General features: G+C 41.8%; 16 protein-coding genes. 13 read left to right on the forward strand and 3 right to left on the reverse strand.

Annotated elements, in window-relative coordinates:
* Positions 1-84 precede the first annotated feature (84 nt).
* Positions 85-942, forward strand: coding sequence for a PA4780 family RIO1-like protein kinase (locus ACJJIS_RS15975; protein ID WP_475708532.1), 858 nt, complete (start codon positions 85-87; stop codon positions 940-942).
* 723 nt (positions 943-1,665) lie between these two features.
* On the opposite strand, the gene rho is transcribed toward ACJJIS_RS15975, so the two are convergent.
* Together rho and ACJJIS_RS15985 are read right to left on the reverse strand one after the other, a co-directional pair.
* A complete protein-coding gene (rho, locus tag ACJJIS_RS15980) occupies positions 1,666-2,604 on the reverse strand; it encodes a transcription termination factor Rho (RefSeq protein ID WP_444916353.1) in 939 nt (312 codons plus the stop codon).
* A gap of 1,105 nt (positions 2,605-3,709) precedes the next feature.
* Positions 3,710-4,153 (reverse strand): SRPBCC family protein, encoded by a 444-nt coding sequence (locus ACJJIS_RS15985; RefSeq protein ID WP_475708533.1) that lies wholly within the window; start codon positions 4,151-4,153, stop codon positions 3,710-3,712.
* A 102-nt stretch (positions 4,154-4,255) separates the two neighbouring features.
* Here ACJJIS_RS15985 and ACJJIS_RS15990 point away from each other — a divergent pair, with 102 nt between their 5' ends.
* Positions 4,256-5,146 (forward strand): LysR family transcriptional regulator, encoded by an 891-nt coding sequence (locus ACJJIS_RS15990; RefSeq protein WP_413664753.1) that lies wholly within the window; start codon positions 4,256-4,258, stop codon positions 5,144-5,146.
* A 668-nt stretch (positions 5,147-5,814) separates the two neighbouring features.
* Positions 5,815-6,867, forward strand: coding sequence for a hypothetical protein (locus ACJJIS_RS15995; RefSeq protein ID WP_445360212.1), 1,053 nt, complete (start codon positions 5,815-5,817; stop codon positions 6,865-6,867).
* Between the two features lie 468 nt (positions 6,868-7,335).
* Here ACJJIS_RS15995 and ACJJIS_RS16000 read toward each other — a convergent pair whose 3' ends face one another.
* Positions 7,336-7,644, reverse strand: coding sequence for a hypothetical protein (locus ACJJIS_RS16000; RefSeq protein WP_445360213.1), 309 nt, complete (start codon positions 7,642-7,644; stop codon positions 7,336-7,338).
* A 461-nt stretch (positions 7,645-8,105) separates the two neighbouring features.
* On the opposite strand from ACJJIS_RS16000, the gene ACJJIS_RS16005 reads away from it, so the two are divergent.
* The 10 genes from ACJJIS_RS16005 to ACJJIS_RS16050 all read left to right on the forward strand — a co-directional run bounded on the left by ACJJIS_RS16005 (position 8,106) and on the right by ACJJIS_RS16050 (position 17,390).
* Positions 8,106-8,441, forward strand: coding sequence for a hypothetical protein (locus tag ACJJIS_RS16005; protein ID WP_475708534.1), 336 nt, complete (start codon positions 8,106-8,108; stop codon positions 8,439-8,441).
* Between the two features lie 395 nt (positions 8,442-8,836).
* A complete protein-coding gene (locus ACJJIS_RS16010) occupies positions 8,837-9,715 on the forward strand; it encodes a DUF6602 domain-containing protein (RefSeq protein WP_445360215.1) in 879 nt (292 codons plus the stop codon).
* Positions 9,716-10,117: 402 nt separating this feature from the next.
* Complete coding sequence (locus ACJJIS_RS16015) at positions 10,118-10,573, forward strand: GNAT family N-acetyltransferase (RefSeq protein WP_475708535.1); 456 nt, start codon at positions 10,118-10,120, stop codon at positions 10,571-10,573.
* A gap of 391 nt (positions 10,574-10,964) precedes the next feature.
* Positions 10,965-11,489: a hypothetical protein gene (locus ACJJIS_RS16020; RefSeq protein ID WP_475708536.1), complete on the forward strand. Its 525-nt coding sequence runs from the start codon at positions 10,965-10,967 to the stop codon at positions 11,487-11,489.
* 141 nt (positions 11,490-11,630) lie between these two features.
* Complete coding sequence (locus ACJJIS_RS16025) at positions 11,631-11,888, forward strand: hypothetical protein (protein ID WP_445354893.1); 258 nt, start codon at positions 11,631-11,633, stop codon at positions 11,886-11,888.
* Positions 11,889-12,019: 131 nt separating this feature from the next.
* A complete protein-coding gene (locus ACJJIS_RS16030; protein ID WP_475708537.1) occupies positions 12,020-12,478 on the forward strand; it encodes a DUF2314 domain-containing protein in 459 nt (152 codons plus the stop codon).
* A 638-nt stretch (positions 12,479-13,116) separates the two neighbouring features.
* Complete coding sequence (locus ACJJIS_RS16035; RefSeq protein ID WP_475708538.1) at positions 13,117-14,001, forward strand: TolB-like translocation protein; 885 nt, start codon at positions 13,117-13,119, stop codon at positions 13,999-14,001.
* Positions 14,002-15,066: 1,065 nt separating this feature from the next.
* Positions 15,067-15,330 carry a hypothetical protein gene (locus tag ACJJIS_RS16040; protein ID WP_475708539.1) on the forward strand — a complete coding sequence of 88 codons (264 nt, stop codon included), beginning with the start codon at positions 15,067-15,069 and terminating at the stop codon, positions 15,328-15,330.
* 70 nt (positions 15,331-15,400) lie between these two features.
* Positions 15,401-15,805, forward strand: coding sequence for a putative signal transducing protein (locus tag ACJJIS_RS16045; RefSeq protein ID WP_475708540.1), 405 nt, complete (start codon positions 15,401-15,403; stop codon positions 15,803-15,805).
* 904 nt (positions 15,806-16,709) lie between these two features.
* The gene (locus ACJJIS_RS16050) at positions 16,710-17,390 is read left to right on the forward strand and encodes a DUF6629 family protein (RefSeq protein ID WP_475708541.1); all 681 of its coding nucleotides are present in this window, start codon (positions 16,710-16,712) and stop codon (positions 17,388-17,390) included.
* Positions 17,391-17,980 lie beyond the last annotated feature (590 nt).

A 17,980-nucleotide genomic window follows, 5' to 3' on the forward strand; every position in this document is an offset into this window, starting at 1 on the left:
GATTAGATTTCTTGCCTCAAATACACATGGAAATATGTCAATAGCATATATGATTAATTGCCGAACACTCGAAGCTGGTATCTAGTGAAAACTCCCAAACGTCTACAGCCTCTCATCGATGATGGCTTAATCGATGAAGTTATCAGCCGCCTAATGAGCGGCAAAGAAGCCGATATATTTATTGTCCGTTGTCGTGACGAAATTCGTTGCGCCAAAGTCTATAAAGACGCAACTAAGCGCAATTTTAAAAAGGCCGCACAATACCAAGAAGGGCGTAAAGTTCGCAGTGGTCGTCAAGCACGTGCCATGCAAAAACGGTCGAATTATGGCCGCCAACAGCAGGAAGAGATTTGGCAAAATGCCGAAGTTGATGCTTTATCCCGTTTAGCACGCGCTCATGTACGAGTTCCCAAGACTTTTGGTTGTGTTGACGGTGTATTATTGATGGAGTTAATCACTGACGAAGCAGGCAATGTCGCACCGCGGCTTGGCGATGTGACAATGTCAGAAGAGCAAGCAATTCAAGATCATGCATTAATGATTCATTACATCATGCTCATGCTTCACGAGGGAATTGTACATGGTGATTTATCCGAATTTAACGTGCTAGTAGATGATTCCGGCCCTGTGATTATCGATTTACCCCAAGCTGTTAATGCCGCTGCCAATAACAGTGCACAAGAAATGTTCACTCGCGACGTCGACAATATGCGTCGTTATTATGGCAGATTTGCCCCCTCTTTATTACAGACTCAATACGCCAAGGAAATGTGGGCACTGTTTGAAGAGGGTAACTTAACGACTAGCTCAACACTCAGCGGCAAGTTTGATGATGACGATGACAGCGCCGATGTCGATGCCGTGCTAGAAGAAATCAAAGCGGTGATGCAAGAGGAACTGGAACGGAAAGAGCGCATACGTGAATCTTCAGAAGATGCATAAATTTAGATGAAAGCACCCGGTTTAGTAAACTTATTGGTTGCAGCGGGTATTGTTTATTACCCTATTGCACAAATTAGTGCACACACACATTAGAACATCCAAAGGCTGGAGGATACTGTGAACTGCAGAGCAAGCTCTCTTTCTGGGGGCTCCTACCTTTTGATTTACAGGTAAGAGAGATTAAGTTCTGGGAATTGATATGCAGATTTTTGGAAATGCTATTTTGGATAAAAGAGTGGTAATCGTGTTATAGAGTATTTGGGGTAGAAGTAGATTAGCAGGGTGTGGCTGAGAGGAAACGCCGGCAATCCCTATTCGGTGTATCCAGCGTTTATCGAGTTGGATGCAAGCTTGCTTTACCGTCTCCACTGACCCCACCAAACCTTTAAAGCGGCCTTCAAAGTTCTAACTGAGATAAAGCCAGTGTTTTACTGAGATGCCCAGCCGCTCAAGGATAAGGAGCGCTTTTGGGGGCTAAATGCCGGCCACTCCAGTCTACTAACGCCAAATAGTGATCCAGCTGAAAGGGCACCCCTTTCGGTATATTAAGGCCACATTTTCCACTAAGCTCCTCATTGAGCAATCTCTTGTTAAAACACACCAGAAAATTGAAGTGTAAAGCCCTCGACTAAATAACGGCTGTCCTAGTAAGGACTCAGTCGCTAAGTAACTAACTCCAAAAATGCTAAGCGGCTAAATACTACCCGTAAACTTAACTAAAAATTAATGGTCAAGTAACTCCGCATTAGTCGGGTACTTTTCAAGGAGTTCAATAAGCTTTTTAGTGCCATCTACAGGCTTTAGGCTAGCAAGCGTTCTTCGTAAAGCTCTTATCGTTGCAATATCTTTCGAGTTGAACAGGATTTCTTCACGGCGAGTACTGCTTTTAGCAATATCCAAGGCAGGGAAAATTCGCTGTCTCGCAACTTCCTTTGACAATACTACCTCCATATTTCCCGTCCCCTTAAACTCCTCAAATATCACCTGGTCCATTCGACTTCCGGTATCCACGAGGATCGTTGCCAGAATTGTAAGTGAACCACCACCTTCTATCTTCCTCGCAGCACCAAACAGCTTTCTGGGTACCTCCATAGCCCTGGCATCGATCCCGCCAGACATCGTACGTCCCCTACCACTCCGCTGCGCATTGTGTACCCGTGAAAGCCTTGTCAACGAGTCAACCACGATCATCACATCCTGGCCCTCACCGGCTTCCTTACAGGCCCTATCATGGAGTTCATTAGCTACTCTCACATGCTCTTCATAGCTATGATCAGAAGAGGACGCATAAACTTCGGCCGGTACACTTCGCTTAAAGTCAGTAACCTCCTCTGGCCTTTCATCAATTAGCAAAGCGTACAGCTTTATTTCGGGGTAAGCCTCCCCCACTGCTTGGCAGATATGTTTCAGGATAGTGGTTTTGCCACAGCCCGGTGGAGCCACAATCAAGCCTCGCTGCCCCTTACCAATTGGCGTAATCAAATCCATCGCCCTTACCGTAAGTTGCTGAGAACCAGACTCAAGGCGAATAGGCTCAGATGGATTAATAGCTACTCCATTTAAGAAGCGTTTCTTTGGATCAGAAGTATCCTCTTGCTTTTTATCAGCCTTCTTAGGCTCCGTATTTCTCTTTACCTTTAAGGATAATATTTTTCTGGACATAACATGCTCTTTATAAATCAGTCGAGACCGGGGAGATTATTAATGATTGTCGATGGCTGGACAAAAGATTAGCGCTCCCCCAAATTGGATACTATAGCCAGAACTTGCGGCTAAGCGATTACCCTTCCGACCCCAAGGCAGACAAATAGTCCTATTAAAACCCGAGAACACCGATTAACGTCAGCCGTAACCATCGAAACACAGACCAGAAGGTTGAAAAAAACGAAGAATCGTTTCTGATTGAGGGTTCACACCAGGACACCCACAGATTGTAAGATGACACCGGAAATAGTACAGGCTTTCCTCCTTAATGGCCATTTCACCTGGTCTGGATCGGACGAAGTGAAATGCTGAAAAAAGATACTTTAGGTTGGAAAATTGCGTGAATTAGCCAACTCGAAAGGAATAGCATCGAAAAGCCGGGAGGAAATAGTGGTGTGTCACCAAAAGGAAACATTGGAAGTCACCTATGCCATGTACCCAGTGTTTATTGAGCTGAATACAGCCCTGCCGTACAGCCTCTGCTGATCCCACCAGGCCTTTAAAGCTACTTTCAAGGTCCCGATTGAGATAGAGCCAGTGTTTGGGCAAAATGCCGAGCCGCTTCAGAACGGAAGGCATTTTTTAGGCAATATAACCTCGTTTTCCGATGTCTAAATGTCGGCTACTCCAGTCCACTAGCTCCAAGTAGTGATCCAGCTGAAAAGGTAGCCCGTTCGGCATATTCAAATGTTCAGTGCCGACAACCAGGAGTAGATTTTGGGGCCGCTCATTTGAGGCTGCCGCACGGATACGCTGTTGAATTGAAGTGTAATCAGATTCTCAGGTGTCTTGGCGATATTGGCACGGATCGAGGAGGTCTACATAAGCCATAGAAGCAGCCTGGGCTCTTTCATCCAGTAAGGCTTGGGACTGAAACGGCCTTCCCGAAATCAACCTGTACAAGTGTCTTCAGCATTAGCTTGGCGAGCGACAGATTCATTTAAATATCGCATAAACCAGCTGATATCCGTTAGGCGCTCCCGCCATAGAGAGAGGATTTCTTTATTTCATCACTTCGCATCGGCGCCACTTAGTTAAGGAACAATTATTGGATCAAGTCAGACTAACTAAAGCGCCGCTGTAAATTATCGACTGCAATTGAAATTCGCCCACCCAAATTTAATTTCATCTCTTTTATTACATCAGAGTTAGAATCGAGAATGTCACTTCGAGAAAAGTACTTCAGGTTGAACCTGGTTGACTTCGGCGTTTCAGCATTAAACTCCATTAGCATGGCGGGTAATAGAGGGAGAAGATCACCCTCAGTGTAGAAATCTTGATTCAATCGGCTTTTCTTAACTTCTATAACAAGGGTTGCTTCTCCTTCAGGCATGACGATCACTTCTTGATATATTTTTCCGGTCATGCCATGGGGAAGTTCGTTGTGAGAGGCAATAGAGGTTACCCCTGGGAACCATTCTCCGTAATTTTCCATGTTGGTGACGTACTCAAAGAACGTGTTAATCGGACGTTTAACCGTGATCGCGACTTCCGCTAATAAAATCATTATTTACTCCGGGTTCGTTATTTACGAGCCCACTATATTGTTCTTTTTGAATGACAAAAAGTGACCTATAATGCGATCGGAGTTTCCATTTTGGAAAGTGATATGTCGAAGTTTACCCAGTATGAGTCTTTCGTGGCTGTTGTTGATTCTGGCAGTATTCGGCTTGCCGCTGACAGTCTAAACAAGACGCCATCAGCGCTTAGTAAGCAGATTACAAACCTGGAGTATGATCTTGGCGTGCAGCTATTTGATCGCTCCAATAAGCAAATGGTACTTACAGAGCATGGCGCAAGCTTTTACAAAAGCAGTGCTGCAATACTAAGGCAAATCAGCGAATCAGAAAGGCGCATTCAGTATGATAACGAGCGCGTCGAAGGGGACCTCAAAATAACGTTATCCCGGTCTTTAGTTGACTCAAGCTTGTCTTCTTGGTTAAGTGAGTTTTCTGAGCGTTATCCAAATGTTAGATATCGGCTGGAGTATTCCGAATCCATTATTAACTTTAGTGATTCTGATCTTGATTTTGCTTTTAGAATTGGTGAGATTGCGGACAGTACACGTTTAATCTCCCGCGAGCTATGTGAGGTTCGACCCACATTTTTTGCAACGACAGAATATCTCGCGACCCATGGTACACCTACTCAAATCTCTGAACTTACTTCCCATCGCGTTGCCATGCCACCTCTCGAGGACCTTTCACCAGAAGTAAGAAAGTGGTTAAAGAACAACAAGTTTAATAATCAGACGTATGCTCACCATAGAATAAATGATGTTCACGCCATTCAAACCATGGCACTAAAGAATATCTGTATTGGGTTCCAGTTGCATCAGAGTATTATTAAGCTAATTGAATCGGGACTGGTAATACCTCTTTTCCAAAACAACAAGTTACCACCTAAGAAACTCAGCCTTGTATATCGTCAATCTCAATACAAAGCTAAGCAGATCGAAGTTTTTAAACGATTTATTTTCGAGAAATACAATAAAGAATAAGATGGCGGAGGGGCGAAATGATATTTCCTCTGCTCTAAATTCACACGATAATCGACATATACCAGCCCACAATGGGGCAACCAAAGACTGGGGGATGTTGCCAACAGTGTCTTATATTATGCTTCTGTTCGTCAGATTGTAGCTTTGCTAGCGGCCCTTCCCCTCATGGATGGCTTTATCCTAGAGGGAGGCGTTGTGCAATTTTTTCTGGGTTCGATCAACTTTAGATGTATAACAAATACAGGTCTCCGAAGGATACCCAATATTATGCATGTTTATGTGGCTCCCTGTGGTCTCAGTTTCGTAAAAAAAGGGACAGGTAATATTTGGTTGCTCTGCCTCAGTGGCCATCAATCAAAACGCAAAAAATCTCTATTCTAGTTATTAATAAAAAATTTTTTAAATTTAAGTATTTTAATAAATCTTAAATTATTAAGTGCAAGCTTGATTGATTTAAATGGGAATCTACCCACTATTACCTTAAAGCAATTATTATTCGATATCGCATAACGTTCTTCATCACCTTCCATACGCAAAAAAACACCATTGATACCCTTCAGTCTGCCTTAGGTTATGAGCCCTTGCTATTTTCATTAGCAAGCTTAGTAAGGATCTTAATTGCTTGATTAAGTAAAACTACATAATATACTTCATGGGGTGGTTAATTTATGGAAAGGGGCTATAAAAATAGTTTTTTAAACACAGCTAATAAGGCACTTATAAAGTGCTTCATTCTCACGTGTATGTGTTTGGCTCTAGGCTGCGATAATAGTGGTTCTGACAGCAATGACACACCCAAGGATACCACAACAGCAAGTGAATCGTTGCTGGCACAATTTGGCGATGCTCAGGGCCGCTTTAGCAAAGGAACAATGCAGGCGCTATTAGAATATGAGGATACGTCGAACACATTGGCTCTTGTGCAGCTTATCGCCGTGAGTGATACCTATGGATTTAGCAACTATGAGAGCTCGATTGAATCAGTATGGTCTAGCGTAGGTGGAGGCACTGTTTTTGCGAGTACAGTAGCGGCAACTATGTTCGCTGAACGGGAATTTAGTGCGATTCGTATCGCCGAATTTCCAAACATTGATGCACTACTAGAAGCTATTAATTCAGAAGATTTTACAACCGCTATAAATACGCTGTATGGAGCTTCAACTGATCAAACTTGGATATTAGGAATACCTGGGAATCTTCCGTTTGAACCTTCCGGTTCCTTCTCTGACCCAAGCCTGGATAATCTTGATGAAGACGAAGCCATTAAACTACTTCTCAATACAGGCGTATTGGATGATAGCGGCGAAGCGGTATCGCTTTACACAAATATCGATGTCATGATCGATATGATTGTCAGCGACTCACCCTCCCCATTTTTTATGATGAACCTCATCGACTTTTATGAAACAGCACAATATTCTGACGGGCGAGAAACCGAATTAACCGGCGAAGAAGCTAATAGCATCTATGGTGAAACTATTGGGCTAATACTCTTTTCTTACAACAGCGGCCCTACCTATTCAATGGATGTTGATATTGTTTTGACTGAAGATACTATCGACTGGGAAAAGATTATGATTGTGCGCTACGCCAGTCGTGATGCCTTTTTAAATGCTTTCTTAAACCCTGCCGCACAGGAGGCTTTAGAACATAAAGAAGCTGGATTAGAGAATACTTTTGTTTACGTAACAGAGCTAGCTGAAACCGGCACGGAAAATTAGCTATCCTTTTCAAGGCAGTTAAAACCATAACAGGACAAGCTACTGGATACTACGTAACAATACTTCCGGTGGGAAGCCTTCCTCCATTGAGTAGACACCTACCATTTGAGCAGGCTACACACTGGGACACCCATTTATTGAAAGATGACAGCGGAAATAGTACAGCGCTTCTGTCTTAACGACTATTTCTCCTAGCCTGGTGTAGGGCAAGGTAGAGTGCTGAAAAATTGTACTTTAGGTTTGAAAATTACGTAACTTTGGCCAAATAGACCTTTGGATTGCTCACCTGAGGTGGCAGCACGAATACGCTGCTGAATGGAAGTGTGATCAGAGTCCAGCGAGTTTTTTCAATGTCAGCTCGGATAGGATTGAGATCGACATAGACCATACAGGCGGCCAAGGCTCTTTCATCCAATAACGCCTGAGACTTGAAATGGTCCTGCCAGGAGAAGTCTGTCTAGTGATCTTCTATGTTGGTTTGGTGGGCATTAATTCGTTTAGGTAGCGCATAAACCAGCTGATATCCATTAATCGCTTTCGCCATAGCTCAATCAACTCTTTAAGTTTGCTCTCTTCAAAACGGTCCAGCGAGGCACCATGAATGAAGCGCTGAGCCAAGTTAGAAGCTTTAAATGGTTCCTGCCAGCGGGGAATGACCTCGGTATCAGACCAAGTATTGGCCTTTATAGCATCAATATAGAACACCACATGATAGTGATTGCTCATTACAGCATAAGCAGCGATATCCCGCGCAAAGATAACAGCCAGCCTTTGCATTTCAATCTCAATCCACTGGCGTCGGTGCTCATAATCCCTCCCCCACCTCCATAAAGGAATACTCTGCTTACACAGCGGGAGACTCAGTGATAGTTTGGAGTCGTATCAAGAAAGATCTGTGAGCGGCAAGACTGGGTGATGGGGTATGGGTTAACTGTTGATTTTCGTATTGTGTCAATGGTTGTGAAGCCTTAAGCTCTACCTTTGATAGATATCAAGAAAAGGCCTTCTAAGAAAACATAAACCGGCCCCATTTCTGTGGCGGCTGAGCAAAACGTTCAGGCTGTAGAAAAACTAATTTATGTCTTTGCTTCCTTAGATGTGATCAAATATTAACCATAAATCGTGATTCTACGTGAATTCTGATCTAGCTTTCACTGATGAGTAGGCTATTTTTCACGTAGAAGCACAATACGAAAAGAGGGCTGAGTTTTTCTACACCCTCGTTATGTGAAATCAACATGAACAAAATAGAGCTTGCTCGAAAATATATGGACATATTCTATGAATCAAAGGACTTTGATTCATTAGACCTAATACTAGATGAAAAGCTGGATTTTGAAGGGCCATTGTTTAAATGTAAATCGGCCAAAGAATATATAGAATCCCTGAAAGCTTCGCCTCCAGTTGATGTATCGTATGAGATGGTAGAAGAGTTTCACAACCCGAATTCAACATGTTACATATATAAATTCACTAAAAATTGTAGAAATACATTAATGGCTCAAACATTCCATTATAAAGTGGGTCGTATTAGCAAAATTCGTCTTGTTTTTAATCCAGAGGGAATCTCATAAATCAGGTCGATAGTTTCTAGATACCAGCCCCATATCATCCATCGGGTGGGCAGGTCAGCAATAGGCAGCTCCCTATCCGTAATGAATATCTACCCATTGGAGATGCCCCCTAGCCATCTCACCTCCAAGCTAAGCGTTGTAAGGAGTTTCTGCTCTTCAGTTCACAGTTTTTTACTGGCGGCTTCTTCTCCACAAGACCTCTCGGTGTTGCAGTTGCCATTCGCCAGTAGTTAGCATTTAATGGAACCCATTAAATGGTGATCTCCCTACAGGGGACTTTCACCCTATTAGTCCACGCCCCTACCGGGCGTACCAAACAGTGATACAATCGCAATCTTTGGTTACTACCCAGCACTATGCACTTCGCCTGTGCGACATGTGTTAGAGAGCAAGATATGTCCCAGTGGAAACCATCTCTCGAGGATGTATTCGGACTACTCTCAGACCGAATGCAATCCTATTTTGAGCGAACCAAACGACTAGTTGGAAGGCCAGATGAGAAAGGCTTCCCCAGAGAAGAAGTTGTCTTAAATTTCTTAAAAGAGTTCTTACCAAAGAATATTGGTATCGCAAAAGGCTATGTGATTAATTTGAGCGGGGGCTGCTCAAAAGAATGTGACATTATCCTTTTCCGAGAAAGCAGTCCGCTATTCAAAATATCCCCTACAAACGAACTTTATCTAATCCCAATTGAAGATGTGTATGGTGTAATTGAAGTCAAATCAATTTTAGACAAAAAGCAATATAAGAACTGCCAAGAAAAACAAGAAAGCGTCCTTGAAATCCATAAAAATCGATGGGTAGATGAAGAAGAACACATACACTTAGGAAAGCCATTAAAACCAGACTTTGCCTATGATGAGCCTTTTTTCTCAGTTTTTTGCTATGACATAAAAGATTCGGATTTTAACGATAATTTTTATATCCACCTTTGTGATTCACCTTTTTCATATATATTCTGCCTAAATAGAGGTGTTTATTCTAATGTTACTGATAATACGATAATTCGACACAATTCATTAAACCTAGGAATAACTGGCAATACAAGCTCGCACAACAGTAGCTCATTGAATGAGATAGTTTCTCGTGACTGCATGGTTGATTATCACTCAAGGTGTTATGACGATTTCAAAGTCGACCTTGCACAAAATGGTGGTATGTTAATGGTTATGTTTGCTTACCTAGCAGACAGGCTCGAAGACTCTGAGCTAGAAAACTATAGTATTGCAGATTATATATCTCTATGGAGAAAGTCTGGTCGCCAAATCGGGTAGACAGTAGTTTCTAGCGAACTGCGCCAAAGCGCCCATCATAGGAAACCGCAATAGACGGCTCCCTATTTCTAATAAATTTCTACCCAACGATAGTGTTGAGTAGCTCTTCATTTGAATTAATTATCATGGCAGCACGCCAACTCAAGTTTATCCAGTTAGAATCCTAGTTGCCATTCGCCAGTACTTAGCATTTAATGGAGCCGATTGAAGGGTGATCGTCCTAAAGAGGGCTTTTACCCCATTCAGGTAATATTCATACTGGGTGTACCAAGTACCAGCTATCCGACATTCATCCCAGCGCTTGTTTTGTGTTCGTTCCGCCAATAATACAAGACAGCCTTCTCCCTAGATGCTGTTGTGGTAAGAGTTAGAGAGCTCACAAATTTTTAGACTAGGTTTAGCATGATAATAAAATTAGATAATTTAAACGAAAAAATAGCAGATCAGATTTTCACAATATTTCAACGTTCCTATAAGGTCGAAGCCCAATTGATAGGTATTGTTGACTTTCCTCCACTATCGCGAAGTCCGCAAGATATAAAGAACTCTAAATCGCAGTTTTATGGATTTATTGACAATAAGTGTCTAGCCGCAACTATCGAGATTGCTATAGTAGATAAACGGTTAGAAATTAATAGTTTAACTGTTGACCCAGATTATTTTAGGAAAGGAATAGCAGGTAAATTGCTAAGCTACACTCTAGATGAATTTGAATTTACAGAAGCAATTGTAGAAACAGCTGCTGTAAATGATCCTGCAATTAACTTATATAATAAGCACGGTTTTTTAGAGTTTAAACGATGGACCCCACTTCATGGCATTAAAAAGGTCGCATTGTCATTAAAAAATGAACTCTAAATAGGGTAGCCGGTAGTTTCTAGCTACCGGCCAACCCAATGTTTATCTTTTGGGGCCATAATGAGCAATCTCATATCCGTAATATTTTTTCTGAAGATAGTTATATCCTGGTAGACAATAGATCTCTCAGCTAAGTAAACCATAAATCCAGAAAGGAGTTATTAGCCCAATCTATATAAGCGTTATTTTGCTTATGGGTTTAAAAGTATGAAATAGATTTTGTATTACCAAGAACTTGAGGAAAATCAATATACAAAAGATAGTAGGCAAAGTGGTGGCACTCATACCTAACACCATCGTTACAAGATAGTCATAACCCTATGATTTATAATGGTTTATGAGTGCTTTTATGGTAGATTGGCCCTTGAGTATTATAAAGCGGTAGTAAAATATGAAAAGTAAATTTTTGCTTTGTGGTTTAGCTATTTTAGCTTTGCCTTTTGTTTTTCATCAGGAAATAATTGAATTTACCTTTGTAAACCCATATGCAGAGTGGGCTGAAAAAATTGATACTGAAGGCCTTCAAGTTGGTCACCCTCTAGATCAGAAGCACCTTGATATTGCGAAAGAGATAGGCATTAAGAACCCTGAAAAAATAAGACTGGTTTATGTGGATGAAGTACCATTTCCACGTGAGAATTCACTTCTAAAGTTTATTGGCGAGACAACCGGACTTATTGGCGATGGAATTGTGAATAATGCTCAGGTATTTGGTTATTCTATATACATAAGAAAGGGATTCCAGATGGATACTCCGAAGTTGGCACATGAGCTTGTTCATGTTTTGCAAGTAGAGCGAGCTAGCTTTAAGGACGTCCTTTCTGGTCATTTGTTAGGTGTGTTAGAGCATGGGTATGAGGATTCCCCTATTGAAGCCGAAGCATTTAAAGCAAATGTTAAATACAGAGAGTACTAGTAAGAAATTATAGTAAATGAATCCAGTGGATGCTTTGAGTCCACTATATTTTGGGCGGGAATTTCTAGCGTAGCCAAAACTACGCTGCCGCCCAATGAGCCGCTTAGCAATGCATTTTACATATCAACAAGGAAGATAGTTATGGATGATTTAATTGGGGAGATAGGCAGGGGATTTCTCCGAGGTATAGGATATATCTTAGCGGAAATATTCTTCGGCACCATCTGCTACTGGATTGGCTGGCCCATCTGTAAACTAATCACTCTCGGCCGCTACCCTTCACCAAAACAAACTGTCTATCTAGATAGTTATAACGGCAATAGTCACGGTTTTTGGTGTAGTGCCACCGGCCTTGTTGCAATAGTTATAGCGGGCTTATTTGCTGCCAGACAGTTTTAATATGTACAGAATATATAACAAACAATAGCTCGTACACTCTGTAGAAACACTGAGTTGGACTGCCTACGTACTACTTCGCCCTGCTTTGGTCGCTGATATACTGGGCGCTAGCAGGTAAGGAAAAATCTATAATGATCGAACCGTTATTCAGTAACACGCATAATCAAGATCAAGAAATGCTTGAAGCATTCGCTCAAGCATCGAACACTATTGCTGATTTCATCGATCTTGTGAAATACGGTCCTAAAGCCATTTACGCAGCAAAGCTAAGGTTTAGAGATCCGGATTTATCTGAAAAGCTTGGAGAAGACAGGTTTCTATACCTCTGGCTGTCAAATGTATATTTCCATATCGAAGAAAACTTCCTTTCAGGAGTATTCTTCGAAGTCCCAGAAGAGCTTACAAAGTGGCATCAAGTAGGTGAGCGACTTGGTTTCGGTCCAGAAGATGTATTTGATTGGATGGTGATTGAAAACGGGCATGTAAAAGGTGCTTACACCTTGCGGATAACAAGAGAGCAGCTTGGTTCGGAAAAAGAAAAACAGGAATATGACTCATATATTGGAATTTCATCATATGAGCCAATTTAGAAGGCAAGTGCCTAACTAGCGAATGTCGTTCGTTGCTATCGCGATCAGACAGCTTACGTCACACTCCAGCCGCAGCAAATTCTAACTTCATATCGGCCACCCGGTAATGAATCGTTAAACAACTAACCGTTTTCGCACACCTCCAAGCCATATTCGCCTAGCGATTTCTCAAGACCTGAATTTCTTAAATGGTGGTCAATTTACACCGATATGGCAGAGTTGAGCTTGGTATGTTTAAAGCTTCGTGCTGACGCTGCAAAATCCTTAGTGGGTACTCTCGGCACAGCAGCGAGAGGCGACCTTATACCCTTGATGGAGGCACTATGCGATGCTCCAGGCTAAAGATTTCAGTCCAGTAAGCGCTTCCATCTAGTATCCTTCTTTCAAGGACAGCTGATTGGTACGGATTCCCATGATCTTCCTGCCCTAGATATTTGAAAGCTGACCAGTCTACAGTGCCCAGCTGCCGGTCTTTACTTTTGCCAAGTGTGTTGGTTTTTGTGCACTTTAGGTTTAAAAGTTTGGCGCCGTCAGCTCAAAATCATTTAAAAATCATAAGTACTTCAGGTGTTTTTATGTCGAACTGATTAAATTGCCCGCAGTTCATTTATTCGTTGATGTAAAAACAAGGACAAGCTGTGAAGCATTTTTGTAGTTCTATCATACTCCTGATCTCTCTTCTTGCGGTGAGTAGCCACGGTTGTAGCCAAGAAGCACTTCCCCTGCTGGAAGGCCCCTACCTTGGGCAAACACCACCGGGACTAACACCCAAAATATTCGCGCCGGGCTATGTCGCAACCCGGCATCGTGACTATAGCGGCTCTTTCACACCAGATATGACCGAGTTTTACTTTAGCCGAATGGATGTCGACACTGAAAAGTGGTTGCTCATTCGTTTCAAGCAGATAGGTAACCAGTGGCACGAATCCGTTGTTGGCCCAAGGGTCGGCCGCCCTCTACTTGCCCCAGATGGCAAAACCATGCACTTGGGGAACAAGTACATGGTGCGTACCGAATCAGGCTGGTCAGATATTAACAGTATGGGGACGATGTTCGACCGCAAAGATTGGGGCATCATGCGTCTGACGTCTTCAGCTGATGGCACCATAGTATTTGACGACTACAAAAGCGATGACGTGCTACGTATTTCAACCGTTAGCAACGGCAAGCGGCAGCCACCTGTATTATTGGGGCCGCATATCAACTCTGGTAAGTGGACAGCCCACCCCTTCATTGCCGCCGATGGCTCTTACCTCATCTGGGACAGCGAAAAAGACGACGGTTACGGTGACAAAGATCTCTACATCAGTTTCCGCCAACAAGATGGTTCCTGGGGTAAGGCAATAAACCTAGGAGATACCATAAACACCGCCGGTAATGAGGCCAGCGCGTATGTGTCACCAGACGGTAAGTATCTGTTCTTCAATCACAACCCCATTAAGAGAGAAGACGGTGTCGATCCTGAGGGCGATATCTATTGGGTAGATGCCCAAATCATCGAAAAACACAGACCCAAATTCTAATCCGCGCAATACAAAGATACAGCCAGCCTAAATCGGGTAGCCGATAGTTTCAAACTACCGGCTCCAACACTACTCTCTTATGAGTCAGCGGCCACACTGATAGCTTTATAGTAGCTCGCTATATAAGAATATGAAATTTCATAATACAACCTCCGCATTCACGATCATATAGTTTTGGTGTCCCTGACGACCTCACCTACAGGTCAAGCCTTATATCGTTTTCTGTTCGTCAGCTCGTAACTTTTCCAGGGTGTATTTCCCTCAGAATCTCGCTGTCTTGTAGTTGCCATTCGTTAGTAGTTGGCATTTAATGGAAGCCATAAACGGCGATCTTGCTATAGGGGCTTTCATTCCAGTAATCCAAGCTCAGCCAGAGGAAATTCCACTTCTCTGCGGCCACTGCTGGCGGGTATTATTCCGTTCTGTGGAGTATCCGATTTTGAAGAGAAGATATTGCTTACTAGTTACCGCTGTATTGCTGATTATTGGTGTTAGATAGGCTTCTTTGGGGTGATGCCGAATGTGATGATCAAGAACCAAAGTGGAATATAGGTAGACTCGGCAGTTGTTCAGCTTCCAAGCAATAGACTTAGGTTTGGTGCTGTAGCACCAGATGAGTCCCGGACAATTTACCGGTCATTGAGCAAAATAATGGAAGCTACAAATACACAATTGCTTTGAACTCTGGTGTGGATTTGTCTGGGGAATATGGTTACTTCACTGCGAGTGAGTTTTTCACCAACTTCGTAATTGTTGTTGGGGGGGCAAACGATGTGTCCTGTTCAAGCTGAGCGGCATTACAATCAAATGAACCAGGCATTCGTTGCTACGGTCCTTACGGTGGCAGGTGCGATAAAGCTCTGGAGCCGCTGCACTTGCCCATTATATAGACATTATGCTTCATCATAATTGGAACTAATTTTTATGCTCTTTAAGGGATCGTGTAAATGTCACCGTTGGCATATTGAAGTTCAGTTAGCAAAGCCGCTCGAAGCTTTGAATCCGCGCATTTGCGATTGCAGTTATTGCCAAGCCAATCCTTACCCAATTATAAGTGACCCAACTATGTCTACGGTTTTCATTGGCGATGGAATTTCAACTAATCAAAGTGGAGATCAGCTAGCAGTTTTCTACCATTGCAAAGGTTGTAATCAACTGCTAGCCGTAGGCTGCAATATAAATAACCAGCTTCGTGGAGCAGTAAATCTCAACTTATTGAAAGGTGTAGATCAACTTGGCAACCCTATTCAAGTTCAGCCGAGGCTATTGAGCGCTGATCAAAAGCTAGAACGCTGGGGTAAGTTGTGGGGTTTCCTTAGTGGGCTATAAAAACATAACACGTCTAAGTTTTCAGACACTTCGTCCCTCAGCTCAAGACGTTAAGCGCTAAGGTGATCACTTGCTAGTAACCGTTGCTAGATTCTCATTTCCATATGAAGCGCAGATTGCAAAAGCACGACTTGAGTCTGAAGGAATACACGCTTTCATTGCAGATGAGCACACAGTCAATATGCAGTGGCTATATTCTAATGCTATGGGTGGAGTCAGGCTTCAAGTGTCGGAAAGAGACCTTGATGAAGCCAATAAAATACTAAATCAAGACCGTTCCATTCTTGTAGACCAAGAATTAGGGCATGATGAAGAAAGAGTATGCGAGTCCTGCTCATCACGAAATGTCGAGCCGTTTACCAAGGGGAAAAAGCCTGCATTTTTGGTTTTCCTACTTTTGGGTATGCCTCTATTTTTCTATCAACATGGAGTTAAGTGCAAAGACTGCGGCCACTTTCAAAAGCTTGACAAATAGAGATCATAAAATATTGCCCCTTTAATGTTGAACATGGCGCCAATACCCCCACCCATACTCTTTGTTAAAAGCCTATTGATTTGAATATGAGTTTTAGATTAAAAAAAATAAGGTATATCCATTCACCCTAGCTGCTGGATTAAACCTTGGTTGCCTCATTTACAATCACCGCGAACAAGACAGCGCCATTTTAAACACCCTAATCATTCTTATATGCCAATCATCTGGAAAAATAGGGGGTTGAATGGACGTGATTGCCAGCCCTAACCGCAATGTCCAAAGTGAGTCGTAAAGTATGGCAAGGATACCGAGGGCTATGGAATTGAAAACCTATGACTGTCAGTTCTCGTTTACGGTAGATAGGCTTATTCGTGACACGCACATCTGAAATCTAAGATGTCTTGAGTAAAAGGCAATTACTCTGGTATCAACGATTTAATAGTGCTCTATGATAAATGTGTTCATCGTAAATGACCGGTGAGTATCGCTAGGATTAATACCCCCCAATGTATTTAATTTAACGGACGTATTAAGACTGTTAAGCGTTAAAGCCAACCCCACAGCCAAGAGACAAAACTGAGACCCACTTTGATTAACTGAATAGATAATGCAACCACCACAGTATTATTACACTGACTTGTTTAACCCTTTCGGCATAGATTCTACTTATATAGGTATCGAGTTATATAGGCAAGCTCAATATAGCTTTATTAGTCTTTTCAGCTTAACTCATAAGGTGAATTGAAAGCATTGAAGTAGATATAGTCTTCGCAGATAAATTAAGTAGCTTAGTACAAATTAGCGAAGTCAACTGATTTTCTTGGTTAAGGGTATTGTTATGTTGTACATCAAGTTATAAGACCTTGGTTTTAATTAGAATATTTTATATATAGAGAAAATCATTATGTGTTTTTCAGCCACGGCATCGTTCGGATCAGCAGCTCTGCTTATTGTCGGTGGTGCTTTGTGTACAACACATGCTATGAAAAATGATAAAACCTATTTATTACTCGCAGTTACCCCTCTCTTGTTTGCGTTACAGCAAGTGAGTGAAGGGATGGTTTGGATTGGGTACCACGAAAATTTGATTTCACTAACGACAAAAGCTTCTATTTTGTATCTGTTTTTTGCTTTCTTTTTCTGGCTTATTTGGATACCTCTTGTAGCCTATATGCTTGAAACAAAAAAATGGAAAAGAAATTTTTATATCATATTAATAATTATAGGATTTATTTTTGGCTTATATCTCTGGGTGCCTATTCTATTTGAGACAGGACCAAGACACATAATAAAAACAAGTGTATGTGGACATAGTTTATGTTATGAGTTATCCGAAGGTGGTTTACTACCCGTCACAGTTCGAGAAAGCATTTATGCTTTACTAGGTGTTTTATTCTTGTTATCGAGCAATCATCTATTTAGAAAATTTTGGGCACTTGTCATGCTACTCGGTGTTATCACTTACTTTACTCAGCGTGAAACATGGGTATCAACCTGGTGTTTCTTTGCTGCGATATCAACGTTATGGATTTATTTCCTATTAATAAATGATTTTAAAGCAAAGATGAAAAAACAAGCTTCATGATCGCAGTATATTAGTATGTATAGATTGGCACTCTAAAGATGAGCTATAGAAAATTCGTAAAAACAGACAACAAATAATTTCCGGTCGAAGAAGCATTAGCGCTACTAATAGAATTGGGGGTATTTAATACTCAAATAAACATGCAAAAATCGGATTGTAGTCGTGACACGTCCAGCAATTCTATTACGTCCTAGTCATTGGAGATCCCCGTTTAGTTAGTTCAACATGAATGACCGGAGAGTACCGACTAGAATAAATACCCCAATTTAGTGGAAGCATCATCACTCTAGCATTCAACCAGTAACCCTTAACCCAAGGCTTATATAGGTGACCAATTTTGATAATTGGAATAAAGAACAGCAACTATCCAATTAGTATTATACTGGGCTTGTTACGCCCTATCGAAATAGGCTTTACTTCTGTAAGCATCAATATCCAAAGGCAAACTAAATGTATCTTTGCGAATTTTATAGACTTAACTCATAAGGTGAATTGAAAACGTTAAAGTAGACCTAGTCATCACAGACTAATTCATAAGCTTAGTACAAAATAGCAAAATCAACTGATTTTCTACGCTAAGGATATTGTTA

Source organism: Microbulbifer maximicatervae (SeqCode) (assembly GCF_056231245.1).